Below are 13,456 nucleotides of genomic sequence, written 5' to 3'. Positions count from 1 at the left end.
CGCGGCCATTTCGGGCGCGGCTTTCAGGCAGGATGGACTAGGTGACTCTCTTCCACCTGCCCAAACCAAAGATGGTCGCCACCGATGTCGACGGCACACTCATCGACAACGGCGAGCAGGTGAGCCCGCGCACCAAAGCCGCGATCGACGCCCTCATCGCGGACGGCGTGCCGTTCGTGCTCGCCACCGGCCGCCCACCGCGCTGGATCGATCCGGTCGTCGACGGACTCGGCTACGCGCCGCTGTGCGTCTGCGGGAACGGGGCGGTCATCTACGACAGCGCCACCGACCGCATTCTGGCCAGCCGCACACTCGATGTGGAGACGCTCTCGTGGGCCGCGGATCTGGCCGAGCGCCTGCTCCCGGGCTGCGGGCTGGCCGCGGAACGCGTCGGCGCCACCGCACACGATGCCGCGACCCCGCAATTCGTCAGCTCGCCCGAGTACGAGCACGCGTGGCTGAATCCGGATGACACCGAGGTCTCGCGGGCCGAGGTGATCGCCGCGCCCGCCATCAAGATGCTCATCCGGCTGCCCGGCGCCTCCAGCGGGGATATGCGCGCGCTGCTCGAGCCCGCCCTGTCCGGGCGCGCCGATCTCACCTATTCGACGGACAACGGGCTGATCGAACTCTCCGCGCCCGGAGTCACCAAGGCGACGGGGCTGGCCTCCGTGGCGCAGCGGCTCGGTGTGCAGCACACCGCGCTGATCGCCTTCGGGGATATGCCGAATGACGTGCCCATGCTCAAGATGGCGGGTCACGGCGTGGCCATGGGCAATGCGCATCCGGAAGCGATCGCCGCCGCCGACGAGGTTGCCGCCGCCAATCACGAGGACGGCGTGGCGCGCGTCCTGGAACGCTGGTGGTCGTAACAGCCTGATGGCAGAGAAGGCCGGTGCGAATCATCGCACCGGCCTTCTCGTCCGTCACTGAAAGCTACGGCCCCGCAGCGGGTTCCGGACCCGACGCCGGAATGGGCGCGGCCTGCTGCTCATGATTCAGCACCGCCGGAATCGGCGCGGGAAGCAGATCCTGACCACCTGTGAAGTTCTTCATCACCGTGGTCACGAGCCCTGTCAGCTGACTGAAAATCAGTGAGCCGTTCTGGAAGTCGGTTCGCACCCCGTCCTCAACCGGGTACTCCCCGGTGGTCGGCAACCCCAGAACGCCTGTGCCCGCGCCCAATTGCAGGAAGCGCTCCAGGATCTTGCCGACCACCGCGAAGACCTTGCCGTCCGGCGCCGAATACAGATTGCCGTTCACGAACTCGGCGTACTGCCCGCCGTCCGGAGTCGGCTTCGGCTCCGACTTCGCCTGTCCGAGTGGGCCGTTGGGACCACCGGAAGCGTCGTAGTACTTCGCCACCGGGCTCTTGTCGAGCATGCCCAGCAGCCTGGTGGTCAGATCCGCGAGCGATGCCAGATCCGCCTGATTGCTGTTCCCCGGCGCGGGATTCCCGGCATTCTGCTGCGGCCCGACGCGGGTGGGCTTGGTCGCCGGAGCGCTTGTCTTCCCCGCGACCGTCTCGGCTATCGAGCGCAGCCGGTCCATCAGGTCATAGGCGGCATCGCCCGGGCAGGTGGTATTACCGACATCGCGGTGCGCGAAGATATTCGGCAGTTTCACCGCCTGGCCGAGGGGATAGCGGGTGTAATCGCTGCCCTCCGAATACATGGTGGTGGAACCCTCCGGATCCACCCCCGCGATCTTCGAACGCCAGCCGATGAATTTGCCCATCGCCTGAATGGCATCCTCGGTCGGCGGTTCCGTCTCGTGATCGCCCATGAATGCCACACCGGCGGTATTGATATTGAATCCGCCCGCATGCGCGCCCTCGACCGGACGATCGAGCCCGCCGTAACGACCCTCGAAGATCTGGCCGTACTTGTCGACGAGTGCGTTGTAGCCGATATCGCACCAGCCCAGCGTCTTTGCGTGATAGTTGTAAATGGAACGCACAATGCCCGCGGATTCCGAAGGCGTGTAATCGTTTCGGCCCGCGGTGTGGTGCACCGTAATGGCATTCACCGCATCGTCATACGTCGGTTCCTCGCAGCGCAGCGATTCATCCGCACCCCATTGCGCGCGGCTGATCACCTTCGGCCCGCCGCCCGGCAGCGCGGCCGCCACCTGGGTGAGATTCTCATCGGCCGCCCCGCGACCCGGATCGATGAGGACCGCCGCGAGTTTCTCCAGATTGATCTGGGCGGGATCACCGGAGTGATCGGTGAATGGCGCGGGCTCCGGTCGAGCGGGCACCACCTGCGCGTCCGGCGCCGGCGCATTGGGAACCGGCTGTGCTGCGGGCGCATTCGGCGCATCCACCGCCTGCGCGGCATTCTTGCGTGTCACCAGGATCTGCACGGATTTGGTATTGCCGACATAAATCGGTTCGGTGCCGGTGCGACCCGGCTTCTTGCCCGGCGTGTCGACGGGCTCGGTCGGATACCACGGTCCCCAGCCGCCGTCGGCGCGCTTGGCCCGGATGAGAGCGGTGGTGCCGAGCAGCTGCGGCGCGGTGAGCGCGACCATGCTGAACGGCGTGTCGCGGGTGAGTTCCTTGACCTGTGCGCCGACCTTGTCCACCAGGTCACCGGGCACCGCATCGGGTGCGAGCGCGGGGGTGCGGGGATCGGCCTTGATCTCGGGAATCGCGGGGGTTTCCGGCGCCGCGGCGGGCACTTCCGCATTCGGTGCGGCGGGATCGGCGGGCGCGGGTTCGCTGTTCGGAGCGGCAGGCGCCGCAGACGCTGGGACCTCGGGTCCGGGTCCGGCGATGTATCCCGGTGCGGGGGAGAAGGGTCCGACGTGGGAGCCCGGTTTGACCGGTTGTCCCAGTCTCGGCAGCTGGATCTCGCTGGGTAGTCGAACACCCGGCGGCAGCGGCAATCCCTGCGGAATGGGGATCGACTTGGGCAGCGGCAGCATGCGCAGATCGGACAGGTGCAGATCCGGCAGATTGAGCCCCGTCAGCTCCCGGAGCGGCAGCACCAGATCGGGTGCGGTGGCGAGTGCGACCTCGGCCATTTCCGCTGGTATTGCTGCCAGGTTGCTTTCATCGGTGTTCCGGACGCCAGGGGGATCGCTGAGCGCCAAAATGCCGAACGGCGCAGTGATCGCCAGGATCGTGGCAACCGGGAGGACAAACGAGTGTTTCCTTCTGCGGTACGGCACGAGCAGCTCCCATTCCAGTTAAACCGTTGCGGATCGCCGGTGCCGAGGTTGCTTCTCGACGAACCAACGATCACACTAGTCCCAACTGTCACAATCCCTGAACGTGTGGTTGAGGATTAGCTTCGGGTAACTTGAATGTAGCTTCGGCTATCGACAGAACGGGTATGACATGCCGAACGGCCACCTACGCCAGCGGCGCAGACGCCAGCGTCTCGTCGCTTTGTCAGTCGCCGCCACCACCCTCGGCGGTACCGGCGCAGGCCTGATCTGGGCCTGGCCGAACAATGAGTACGAGTTCACCGCCAGCCCCGGTCACGGGCGCGGTCTGAGCCAGAATGGCGCGTTCGATCGCGCCGTCGGCGGTTCGACCGCCGAAACGATTCTGGCCCACTATTACCCCGGCGCGAGTATCGCCGCCATCGGATCCACGCCGGTCCGAGTCCGCCTCATGGGACTGGACGGCAAGAACCTCGACGTCGAATCGGAAACCGGACTCTATGTCGCCGGCCGCCGTGTCGTCCCCGGCCAGGCCGCACATCTCACCCCCACCGCCACCGGCGCGGACGTCACCATCACCCAGGGCTGCGACGGCGCGGTGCTGTGGCGGGGCTCCACCGACGACCCCTACGCCTACCCCCTGGAAACCGGCACCGACCGCCCCGCCGCCGAACACCTGGAACTCTGCGAGGGCCCCAACTACCGCGGCGTCCTGGGCGTGGCGCTGGACGGCGACGCCCCCCGCGTCATCAACGAGGTCGACATCGAGGACTACCTCCTCGGCGTGGTCCCCGCCGAAATGGTCCCCGACTGGGCCAACCAGGGCGGCGCGGAAGCCCTACGCGCACAAGCGATCGCGGCCCGCTCCTACGCCCTCGCCGACCAGCGCTACTCCTACGCCCAAACTTGCGACACCACCGACTGCCAGGCCTACCCCGGCACGGACAAGGAAGACGACCGCACCGCCACCGCCGTCCACTCCACCGCCGGCCAGGTCCTGACCCACGACAACCACATCCTCCGCGCCGAATACTCCGCCGCCCCCGACGCCGGCACCCCCACCCTCGACGACCTGACAGTCGGCCCCGCCCTGAGCGAATTCCAATCCGCCCCAACCCTTCTCGACCCCACGGCCCCAGACCTCACCACCGCTGACGCCCCTACCTCCGCAGATCCGGCAACCCCTGCGAGCCCGGCAACCCCCGCAGATCCGGCAACTCCCGCGGACCCGGTGACCCCCGCCGACCCCCAGGCCTCGGCCCCCACAGGCGCAGACCCCAACGCGCCCACCGTCTCCGACCCCGCCGCCCCCGCGAAACCGGCCCCGGCAAAGCCCAACCCCCGTACGCAAGTCGGCGTCCCCCTCCTCCCGGACCTCCTCCGAATCCTCCGCGAGGCCGCCCAGCAGCCCCCGCCCACCCCCGGCTCAACCCCGAAGCCGGGCACGGCTGCCCCCGGCACGGCATCCGCCCCCACGCCGCCTCTCATCACCGCTCCCTACTCGAACCAGCGCTGATGTCACTGACTTCATCACCTTCGCGGTGATCGGCCGCCGCCAATTTCATTCCGGCTGGATACGCGCCCGGTGATACCAATCCACTCGAGTGCGGGATGCGGTGTGAATTGTCACGTGTTTCAGTCGAATCCGAGTGGTCTCGTGATTGTGTGCGAAGCGGAAGGGCCACGTCGGCGGCGTGGACCCTTCCACTTACTGTCCGATATGTCCGAATGTGGCACATAAGCGCAAGTCTCATCCGGAGTGTGTCTATTCGCGAAGTGGCAGAACGGATTTGCAATCCGCGGGGATTGTTCTCCGTATTGGAGGTTGTGGGGCAACCGATCAGATCGCCTGAAAGTAGCCAGATGTCAACAGATGTGGCGAGTGCCCAATTCAATTCGATTGGGTAGCAGCCTAACTGGGCAGTAGGTCTGATGGTCTAGCTATACTCCGCCCGTCGGCATTGCCACGATCGGTGGCGCCCGACAACCTTTGTCGTTGGGCATTGCAGGACAGGTGGATTGAACATGGGATGACGGTGTCTGTCCCGAGGGTGGGACGGGAAGCTCGCAGATTGCCGTCCGGCGGGGGAGTTGGAGGTCGCATTGCGATTGTCGTCGACTTGCCGGTGGTCTCTGAGGTCAGGGGGAAAGTATGCGGCCCAATGGGGCCTTGATGCGACCCAATGGGTCTTGATGTAGGGGAACTTTCTACGATGCATACGGGACATGACGTCGAATTCGCGGCATGGTTCGCTCAGATCTTCAAAGACGAAGCCATGCAGATCGTGGGCCGCCGACTCGGGGCAGAGGTTGCGGAGCGAATCAAGTGGGGAGTGTCGACTGCTCAGGATTTGGTGCGAATGTCGTTGGAGCTGAAGCTGGAGCTGTCCGACCTACTGCCGCGGTCGCTTCAGGAACTCGATGGCTTGGGCGATGAGCTCTTGCGGCGAGGTGTTGAGGGCGTCGCATAGAGCGAACAGCTGACGGATGTCGGGGGAGCGTTCCCCGTTCTCGAATCGTTGAATAGTGCTCGGCGCCACACCTGATGTGTCGGCGAGCTGTTGCCGAGTCAGGCCGCACCGAGCGCGTGCGGCCCTGAGCTCGTTTCCTATCGCCCGGTCAATGTCGTCACTCGGGTGCTCCAGTCCCATGCGGACCATTGTGAAGTCCAAACGGCGTTATGGCAAACATCGATGCGAACTTGAGACTGCGTCCAGCCTTGCTGGGTAACGATCCGATAAAGGTACGTTTAGCGTTGCAATAGGTCCGTATGGACCATATGGTACTCCGTATGGATGATCTAGATAGATGGACGGCCGTCCGTGTCGAAACGGCCATGACACGGGCCGGCGTTTGCTCGGATGACCTGGCGGCCCAGATACGGCTGACCAGGGCCGAATTGGCAGGCAGACTCGCTGCGACCAGCTCATTCGAGATCGGTGAGCTGATTCGGATCGCTGCCGCGTTGAACCGCGATGTCGTCGACCTGCTGCCCACTCGGGACTGCATCGATCTTCGGTTGCCCCATGGGGAGAACAGTGCACCGGGGAAGGTCGCGCTGCTCGAAATCATCAGCAGCGATCCGGCGATCGAAATCGACCACCATGAGCGACCGGATTTTGAGGTTGCCGGGTGTGTGCTGAGTGTCCGAACCGGCAACCGGGGGATCATCTGATGCGTCGTGAGGACGATTCCATTCAGCTATACCTCGACCATGCCGCGGTCCGTGATCTCGCGCAGCAACTTCGTGAGATCCCCAGTCTGGCTGAGGATTTGGAAGATACCGTCGCGTGCCGGACTCGTCTCGGCGATCCGAACCTCCGCCTCAATGCCCGTTCCAGCGATCAGCCGCTTCCGTTCAGCCCGGCGGCAGCGAAGGTTCGCGACCGACTCCACTCGATCTTGGTGTCGTGGGTGCGCCTGGTATGCGAACAGCGTGGTCTCGAATACTCGGGCGACCCGTCCACCGCCGGGTTGGCGCGCTGGCTCGACCGAAACCTGATCGCACTGGCCATGACCGAGGGCGTCGAGACGGCTCCTGCCGAGATCCGCTCCGTCATAGAGGCCGCCCTTCTCATTATCTGCCCGCCGCTCGCGCCGATCGTGGTCGATGTGAATCAGATCGAGGCCGCACGACGTGTCCGTCTCAATGCGTCCGGAATCGTCACGTTGGCAAAGGAATTGGGTGAACCGTTCCGAACCGTCACCGTTCGCCGAATCCAAGTGCTGCGTGATGCGGGGAAGATCAGTCCCACCCCCGGACCATGGGCGATGAGTTGGCCGGAACAGTACGTGGTCGGCGAGGTCCTGGACGCGCACCTGGCGCACCCCATCCGTAAACGAAAGACGGCATCCATGTCGCAGGGAAGCCGGCAGCCGCTGCTCCGCATCGAGCAGTCGATCGCACTCTCATGAATTTCACCTTGTCCGAGTTGATCGAAATGGCATGGCACAGCGCCCCTGCCGTTCCACCGACGGTCGATCAAGCGCACGAAATCATGCGCCTGCACCGCGAGTGCGTTGTGAGTCACTGCCCTCGGAAGTTGTCGGCCTTCGAAGCATTGACCGACGCCGGCCACATCGTCCCCGACTCCTCGCGGAGGTACTGATGCTCGAAGTGTGAAGTGCGAGAGTGGAACAGCGAAGACCGTGCCCATCGGTGGGCACGGTCTTCTTGCATGTTGAGGGCCACCACCGAAAACGCTTGCCTACCTGCATGTTTCAAGAATCTTCAGAGTGAGTGTTGACATTCCGGCTCGCTTAAGTGAAGATTTGTGCAGCGCCACAGTTGCGCCTTCATCCCGAACTTCAGGGAAACAAGCCTCTCGGCAAAGCTTTTCAACTTCTTCCATCACGACTGCACGTCCCAGCCCCGACCTCATTCGCAGGTCAGGGGCATTTTTATGACCCCATGCGGCACGCCCCCGAAACCTCCTTGCAGGTACGAAGCGGGCTCAGAGCTTGCCGCATGCCCACCCCCTAGCGCGCCGGCCTCCCGCAGGTGGTCCGCGGTTGCAGAAGCCGTCGCCGCGCAGGGGTGCCGCGGTCTCGTCCCCGATGCTCGCGCATCGGGGACGAGACCCGGACTTACAGTCACCCAAGAGGTTTCGGCTCTTGCCGAGCCACAGTCCCGCCCCGCCCGCCTGGTCTCCCGCTCCTGTTCCCCGCTCTGCGGTTGCAGGCTCGGCGGATGACGGGGCGTTCGACGGTCCCACCCGTTCCGTTCCCTTCGGTACGGGTGGGACCGTCCCTTCGACTCATGCGGCACGCCCCCGGAAAACCTCCACCGGTTCCCACGCGGGTTGAGCGTCTGCCGCATGTCCACCCCTAGTGCACCGGCCTCCCGTCGGTGGTCCGCGGTCGCAGAAGCCGTTGCTGCGCAGGGGTATTCAGGTCCCGCCCCCGGGAACCCTCGAACCCGGGGGCGGGACCACCGGCGTCCGCGATGCCGTCACTGCAACCCGAAAGGCAATTGTGTGATCACCGTACTGACGTGCCGCGGTACCGGAGAACCGCTGGGTTCGCCGGAGAACCTGCTCGTGTCCGTGACAAGCAGGCTCGACCCCACCAAGTACGAGATCGGACCCGACGTCGACTATCCCGCCAGCATCGGCCCGGCCAATCCGCAGAATTCGGCGGCCGGCTGCTCGGAACAGCAATCGATCGACCAGGGCATGCGCGCTCTGGTCGCGGCGATTCACCGGTCTCCCAACAAGGTCGGTCTTCTCGGCTACAGCCTGGGCGCCGAGGTGGTCACACGCTTTTTGGAAGCCAAGGCTCGCGGTGAATACCCAGACTGCGAAGTCGCCTGGGCTGCCAATGTCGCCAATCCCCTGCGGGTTGCTGGTGATTCGATCGATCCGAACCCGGTCGGGTTCGGTATCAACGGCCAGCACGGGCTGTGGCCGGGGGAGATCCCGGCTTGGGAGGTCGCCAATCCGAATGACGGCATCACCTCCTGTCCCGTGGATTCGCCGCTGCGCACTCTCGCCGACACCGTGACGGCGTTCAGCTTCGCCGAACTCGGTGGCTGGACCGCTGCTCTAACCGATCGGCTTCGCCGAAACCGCTGGCAGCCGGACAGTTTCGGGTGGTGGATGCATCCGGCGCGGACCTGGAATCTGTGGTCACAGGCGGCCGCGCTGATGGCGGGCTACCTGCAGGGCGGGCAGCACAACCGTGCCTACTGCACGGAGGGGTACTGCGATCGGCTGGCCGCAATCCTCAATGCCCACCCGTGACCCGCACCAGTCCCTACGAAAGGAGGTGATTCACCCATGCTTCAAGTCGCTCAAGACATCTTGACTCTGCTCGGCGATCTGCTGCCGCTCATTCTGCCGCTGTTCGGCCTGTGAGCCGACCTCCGCTCCTCTACTTCCGGAGATCACCATGACGGATTCGACAACGCCGCCCACAACCACCGCCGCTGAGCCTCAGGCCGCGCAGCCCGAGCCATCGGGACCGATGACGGGCGTGCTCGCCGCAACCGTCGAGGTCCTCCTGGCACCGGAGGGTGCGGCATGACCAGCCCATACGCCGGGGAGTTCCCGGACTTCGAGCAGTTCATGATCGGTCTGCTCACACCTTTCGCGCAGACCGTGAATTTCTTGCCCGCTCTGGCGAGCCAGATCACGCTGCCCTTGATCTGGGTTCGCACCACGGGCGGCACGCTCGATGCCAATGCGATCACTTACAAGGCGCACGTGCAGGCGGTCGTTTTCCACAGCACCAGGCAGCAGGCGCAGACCATGGCGATCCAGGTTCGCGATGCCTTCCTGAACGCCCCGGCCTCCACACGCGTCAACGGCGTGCTGATCGACTACGTGGAGGAAATCTCCTCTACCGAACCACGTTTCAGCGCCCCGAATCTGCGCCGCAGCCGGGGCACGAGCGAATTCCCGGACCTCGACCCGCTGAACCAGATGGTCGAACTCGCTTTCGCCATCGACGCCCGCCGTCAGTAGACGGCTTTTCACCCCTTGTCCAGCCCGGTTCGCCGGGCGCATGAATGGAGATTGTCTTGGCTCCCATCTCGTCCACTCCGTTGACCACGCTGAAGGCCGCCCAGCGTCAGCTGCTGCTGAAGCCGCTGGATGCCGCGGTATTCCTGGCCCCGTGGCCGACCGCGACCCCGGTGACTCCGGGCAGCATGACCGACGCCACCGGCAACCTGCTCCCACTGCCGGCCGCGTACCAGTCCGTCGGCCTGATCGACAAGAAGTCGGGTGTGTCCTTCGCTCGCGCCGTGACCGCCGCTCCGATCGAGGCTTACGGCGAGATGCAGCCGGTCCGGGACGACATCACCAGCGATGTCACCTCGCTGGAGTTCGAGCCGCAGCAGATCAGCCTGCTGAACCTGGCGCTGACCACCAACACCAATCTGTCTTCGGTGCAGGCGAATTCGGCTAACGGTGAGGTCGGCTTCTGGCAGCCCGCGACCCCGCAGATCAACTACTACTCGGCGGTCGTGATCGGCAAGGATGGCACCGACGCCAACCCGACCTACATCTTCAAGATCATGCCGAAGGTCGCGGTCACCAAGTGGGGCGGTGAGCAGTGGACCCCCACCAACCTGATGTCGGAGAAGCTGACGCTGACCGCATTCAAGGATGACGCTCTGGGCTATGCGGTCGCCCACGGCTTCGGAGGCATCGGCTGGCAGAAGCTGCTTTCCACGACCGGCTTCAAGTACACCGCCACCACCGTCACCATCGCGCCGATGACCGTGACCCACGGTACGACCTCGGTCTCGCCGCTGGTTGTGACCGACCAGTTCGGTGGCATCGTGCCGATCGCCAACTGTGGCTTCACTCCTGCGGGCGGCTCCGGCCTGACGGTCAACGCGGCCGGTTACGTGATCGCCACCGCAGGCGCGACCCTGGGTGCCGCCACGATCAGTGTCGTCTACACCCCGACCGGTGGCTCCCCGCTGGCTCCGGTGAACGCCAACATCAACGTCATCTAGTCGACGGTCCACGAACGTGGTCGCGTGCCGTGCGTCTCCGGTCACGGCACGCGGCCACACCTTTTCCCTGTCCACATCCGGAGAGAAAGCGGGGTTATCCCGTGTCCTTTATCCCCACCAAGTTCCCGGTGACCATGGTCGCCGACACCCACGAGTACCAGGTGTTCGACGCCTCGGCATTCGGTGACGCCATGTTCGCTCACGGCCACCACGTCAAGGAAGACGCCGAGCCGGCCGTCGCCGCGCCCAAGCCCGCCAAGCGCGCCAAGTAAATCCGTTCCACCAGTGCGAAACCGGAGAACCCCTGATGGCAGCACCCCGCAAAACATCCATGGTCGCCAAGACGCCCGGCGGTGACGAAGGCCGCTTCTACGAGATCCAGCGCGAACTCGCCTCCAAGCGCCGCGGCCCGTACCACCTGACCGCCGACGTCGCGATCCAGCCCCTGACCCGCCGCCAGGCGCGCCTACTGGCCGAGATCGACGACGAAGAAGAACAGCTACGAATCCTCCTGGGTGACGCCTACGACGCAGTAGACGACCTGTTCGCCGACCGCCCCATCGACGAATGGGTCGCATTCCAGAACGATCTGTACGCCCACTTCTACGGCGAAGGCGCCATGGAGCTGCCGGGGGGATCCGAGGGCTCGTAGAGTTCTGGGACAAGTTCGGTGCCGCGCTCGACTACGACCTCCTCGAACGCGGCATCGACATCCGAGACTGCTTCGGGCCCATAGACTCCCGCACCCGCAACTGGCTCACCATCTGGCGCTTCAAAGACCGCCTCCCCCGCGGATCCCACTACAAAACGGCTCTGGCAATGGACCTCGAACTAGCCGAATACTGGCTAGCCATAGAGGAATCCGACGACTCCGCCGAAGAGGTCGAAGAGCCACCCACCCCCGAGGGCTACACCCTCGACACCTACCTCCTCCTCTCGATCATCGACGGCCTCCAGGGCGTCCAAGCCGCCGTAATCGCCGCCGCCGGCGCAGACCCACCCCAGGTAAAACCCATGCCCCGCCCCCAAACCGCCCTCGACGTCGTCCGCGAGCAACGCCGCCTAGCCACCATGAACAGCATCGTCGACATCTTCAAACCTCAAGTTGGCTGAGCTAAGCCCTATCGGTCATATTGGTCTACGTAGACCGCCGGGAGCTGGTGCGGTACCCCTAGAGATCATGTGATCAACGATTCGCACGTCGTAGGAAGTAGTATCCGAGCATGCAAGCCGATATTGACGGAGCCATCCGCATCGCCAGCATGGCCGACGAGTACGACTGGCAGTGGACTTCAGGCAGTGCTGAACAATTTTGTCGAGCCGCGCAGTTCCAGATGGATCGGCGGAATCCCGAAGTTGCGATCCTCCAAACTTCACTTAAAGTGAGTCCGCCGATTGGGCTCGTGATGAGCAATCGGGAATTCCTCGCCCAGGAAGGCGAACCCGATCAGTCCGTAGTTCAAATTTCGGTACGTGTAACTGATACCGGTGATGAGTCGGACCCGCGCTTGCATGTGTCACTCGTCGACCTGTTTTCTGAATTGTCAAAATCCTTCATCGCCGAGTGGGGCTCACCGACACGGACGAGTCCTGGAGAACTTGCTGAAATCGGTTGGGAATTGGGCGAAGTCACGATGATGCTCTCTAGCTCGGACAGCAGCATTCAATTGGATCTAGTAAACCCTGTCTACTTGAACTGGTGGGATGCTGTTGCTGAAGACGACGAGGATAGCGATGAGGACGACGGGGCCGACGAGGATGACGAGACATCAGGTCAGAATTCACCTCGAAGCACTTCGCTCACCTGGGGTGATCGGCGCAACGCGCTAACCGCCGCAGTTACACGATTGCCGAATGGTGCGGAGCTTGTCTTGACGACGCCAGGAGGACACTCTATCGCATTTACAATGGATGAGTGTCAACTCATTTCCCAGGTGGCAGTTGACTGTGGCCGATGTGATCAGAAAAGTTACAATGAAACTTGGTTTACAACTAACGGTTGGAAATTGAGCCCCGGTACTCCCCAACCGCGCTGGGAACGGTCGATTTCCTGGCCAGCTGCGTACCGCGAGTACGAGGCCATTGTCGATGCTGCGATCCTTGTGCTACGTGACCCGCTGCAGATAGAGAATCCAGAGGATCTCACTGTAGAGGTACTCTAGGGCAGTTTCGCAATGAAATTGGTAGAATTCTAATCGTGATGTTATCCATCTTCCAGAAATGGATCTATGTCTTCCCATTGATGCGCGCCTACGCGTTCAGTGACGAGTTGGATTTGTCGTAATAGCCTCGGTGCCCTTTCGATATGCTGGCAAATTCTCTTTGCCTCCGCAGCTCTAGCAGGAGTGGGCGACCGGCCGACAGCATGTTCGGCCGGTTCATCGTCCAGATGCTTGTAAGTTGACCAGATCTCGTGTGGGGCGGGCATTTCGCCGTGTCCATGCACTGCCGACAAATCCAATGTCTGCCACGGTCCCATATGCGTGGGCAGAGCGGCTCGTTGATCAATAAATGGAAATGATCAATAGTTGCCATTCTGCGAGCTGAATTGTCGAACACGCTCACAAGAACCATTGTGAAGCAATCTCTAGCGCTCGATATCGTCTCCACCATCTGCGAGCCTGACCGCACGCGGTTGATGTCTCAGCGGTGCAACTTTCTGCAGTCCCCTACTTCGGGGCCAGTATTTCGCTATGCCCAAATGTGTTGTAACAGGGACAGTCGAGACGCACCAGTATGTGTGCTGCGCTAGTGATATATCGCTATAAGGCATTGGGTAGGCGCGTGCCTGGCCTTTGGTAGGGCTTCCTCTATGAAGCT

The 13,456-nt window shown here is 63.4% G+C and carries 15 protein-coding genes; 13 read left to right on the top strand and 2 right to left on the bottom strand.

Annotation, left to right across the window (positions count from 1 at the left end; translation table 11 throughout):
- Positions 1–71: 71 nt before the first annotated feature.
- Positions 72–872 carry an HAD family hydrolase gene (locus tag OG716_RS30945; protein ID WP_327146340.1) on the top strand — a complete coding sequence of 267 codons (801 nt, stop codon included), beginning with the start codon at positions 72–74 and terminating at the stop codon, positions 870–872.
- Positions 873–936: 64 nt separating this feature from the next.
- Here the strand turns inward: OG716_RS30945 and OG716_RS30940 are convergent, their stop codons facing one another.
- Positions 937–3,027, bottom strand: a complete 2,091-nt coding sequence (locus OG716_RS30940) for an N-acetylmuramoyl-L-alanine amidase (RefSeq protein WP_405134029.1) — start codon at positions 3,025–3,027, stop codon at positions 937–939.
- Between the two features lie 316 nt (positions 3,028–3,343).
- Between OG716_RS30940 and OG716_RS30935 the strand changes: the two genes are divergently transcribed.
- On the top strand, positions 3,344–4,687 hold the full coding sequence (locus OG716_RS30935; RefSeq protein ID WP_405134028.1) for a SpoIID/LytB domain-containing protein: 1,344 nt from the start codon (positions 3,344–3,346) through the stop codon (positions 4,685–4,687).
- Between the two features lie 697 nt (positions 4,688–5,384).
- Positions 5,385–5,642 carry a hypothetical protein gene (locus OG716_RS30930; RefSeq protein ID WP_405140292.1) on the top strand — a complete coding sequence of 86 codons (258 nt, stop codon included), beginning with the start codon at positions 5,385–5,387 and terminating at the stop codon, positions 5,640–5,642.
- Here OG716_RS30930 and OG716_RS30925 read toward each other — a convergent pair.
- Positions 5,565–5,822 (bottom strand): helix-turn-helix transcriptional regulator, encoded by a 258-nt coding sequence (locus OG716_RS30925; protein ID WP_366914468.1) that lies wholly within the window; start codon positions 5,820–5,822, stop codon positions 5,565–5,567. The two genes, OG716_RS30930 and OG716_RS30925, sit on opposite strands and share 78 nt — an antisense overlap.
- 119 nt (positions 5,823–5,941) lie before the next feature.
- Between OG716_RS30925 and OG716_RS30920 the strand changes: the two genes are divergently transcribed.
- The 10 genes from OG716_RS30920 (at position 5,942) to OG716_RS30875 (ending at position 12,798) form a co-directional block, all read left to right on the top strand.
- A complete protein-coding gene (locus tag OG716_RS30920; RefSeq protein ID WP_405134027.1) occupies positions 5,942–6,346 on the top strand; it encodes a hypothetical protein in 405 nt (134 codons plus the stop codon).
- Positions 6,346–7,086, top strand: a complete 741-nt coding sequence (locus OG716_RS30915) for a hypothetical protein (RefSeq protein WP_405134026.1) — start codon at positions 6,346–6,348, stop codon at positions 7,084–7,086. The genes OG716_RS30920 and OG716_RS30915 overlap by 1 nt, the downstream gene beginning before the upstream one ends.
- A gap of 1,061 nt (positions 7,087–8,147) precedes the next feature.
- Positions 8,148–8,912, top strand: a complete 765-nt coding sequence (locus tag OG716_RS30910; RefSeq protein ID WP_405134025.1) for a PE-PPE domain-containing protein — start codon at positions 8,148–8,150, stop codon at positions 8,910–8,912.
- Positions 8,913–9,060: 148 nt separating this feature from the next.
- Positions 9,061–9,195, top strand: coding sequence for a hypothetical protein (locus OG716_RS30905; protein WP_405134024.1), 135 nt, complete (start codon positions 9,061–9,063; stop codon positions 9,193–9,195).
- The gene (locus OG716_RS30900; protein WP_405134023.1) at positions 9,192–9,635 is read left to right on the top strand and encodes a hypothetical protein; all 444 of its coding nucleotides are present in this window, start codon (positions 9,192–9,194) and stop codon (positions 9,633–9,635) included. Before OG716_RS30905 ends, OG716_RS30900 begins: the two co-directional genes overlap by 4 nt.
- A gap of 56 nt (positions 9,636–9,691) precedes the next feature.
- Positions 9,692–10,636, top strand: a complete 945-nt coding sequence (locus tag OG716_RS30895) for a hypothetical protein (RefSeq protein ID WP_405134022.1) — start codon at positions 9,692–9,694, stop codon at positions 10,634–10,636.
- A gap of 101 nt (positions 10,637–10,737) precedes the next feature.
- Positions 10,738–10,908 carry a hypothetical protein gene (locus tag OG716_RS30890; RefSeq protein ID WP_405134021.1) on the top strand — a complete coding sequence of 57 codons (171 nt, stop codon included), beginning with the start codon at positions 10,738–10,740 and terminating at the stop codon, positions 10,906–10,908.
- A gap of 35 nt (positions 10,909–10,943) precedes the next feature.
- Positions 10,944–11,288, top strand: coding sequence for a hypothetical protein (locus OG716_RS30885; RefSeq protein ID WP_405134020.1), 345 nt, complete (start codon positions 10,944–10,946; stop codon positions 11,286–11,288).
- A 167-nt stretch (positions 11,289–11,455) separates the two neighbouring features.
- Positions 11,456–11,749 carry a hypothetical protein gene (locus tag OG716_RS30880; protein ID WP_405134019.1) on the top strand — a complete coding sequence of 98 codons (294 nt, stop codon included), beginning with the start codon at positions 11,456–11,458 and terminating at the stop codon, positions 11,747–11,749.
- Positions 11,750–11,859: 110 nt separating this feature from the next.
- Complete coding sequence (locus OG716_RS30875; RefSeq protein ID WP_405134018.1) at positions 11,860–12,798, top strand: DUF6301 family protein; 939 nt, start codon at positions 11,860–11,862, stop codon at positions 12,796–12,798.
- Positions 12,799–13,456 lie beyond the last annotated feature (658 nt).

This window comes from Nocardia sp. NBC_01388, from assembly GCF_045040085.1.
GTDB lineage: Bacteria > Actinomycetota > Actinomycetes > Mycobacteriales > Mycobacteriaceae > Nocardia.
The sequence above is the reverse complement of the archived record's forward strand: the minus strand, read 5'-3'. Positions and strand labels throughout refer to the sequence as shown.

Coding starts and splice junctions, on each gene's coding strand:
- OG716_RS30945 (WP_327146340.1), top strand. CDS start 72: ATGGTCGCCACCGATGTCGACGGCACACTCATCGACAACGGCGAGCAG.
- OG716_RS30940 (WP_405134029.1), bottom strand. CDS start 3,027: ATGGCCGAGGTCGCACTCGCCACCGCACCCGATCTGGTGCTGCCGCTC.
- OG716_RS30935 (WP_405134028.1), top strand. CDS start 3,344: ATGCCGAACGGCCACCTACGCCAGCGGCGCAGACGCCAGCGTCTCGTC.
- OG716_RS30930 (WP_405140292.1), top strand. CDS start 5,385: ATGCATACGGGACATGACGTCGAATTCGCGGCATGGTTCGCTCAGATC.
- OG716_RS30925 (WP_366914468.1), bottom strand. CDS start 5,822: ATGGGACTGGAGCACCCGAGTGACGACATTGACCGGGCGATAGGAAAC.
- OG716_RS30920 (WP_405134027.1), top strand. CDS start 5,942: ATGGACCATATGGTACTCCGTATGGATGATCTAGATAGATGGACGGCC.
- OG716_RS30915 (WP_405134026.1), top strand. CDS start 6,346: ATGCGTCGTGAGGACGATTCCATTCAGCTATACCTCGACCATGCCGCG.
- OG716_RS30905 (WP_405134024.1), top strand. CDS start 9,061: ATGACGGATTCGACAACGCCGCCCACAACCACCGCCGCTGAGCCTCAG.
- OG716_RS30900 (WP_405134023.1), top strand. CDS start 9,192: ATGACCAGCCCATACGCCGGGGAGTTCCCGGACTTCGAGCAGTTCATG.
- OG716_RS30885 (WP_405134020.1), top strand. CDS start 10,944: ATGGCAGCACCCCGCAAAACATCCATGGTCGCCAAGACGCCCGGCGGT.
- OG716_RS30880 (WP_405134019.1), top strand. CDS start 11,456: ATGGACCTCGAACTAGCCGAATACTGGCTAGCCATAGAGGAATCCGAC.
- OG716_RS30875 (WP_405134018.1), top strand. CDS start 11,860: ATGCAAGCCGATATTGACGGAGCCATCCGCATCGCCAGCATGGCCGAC.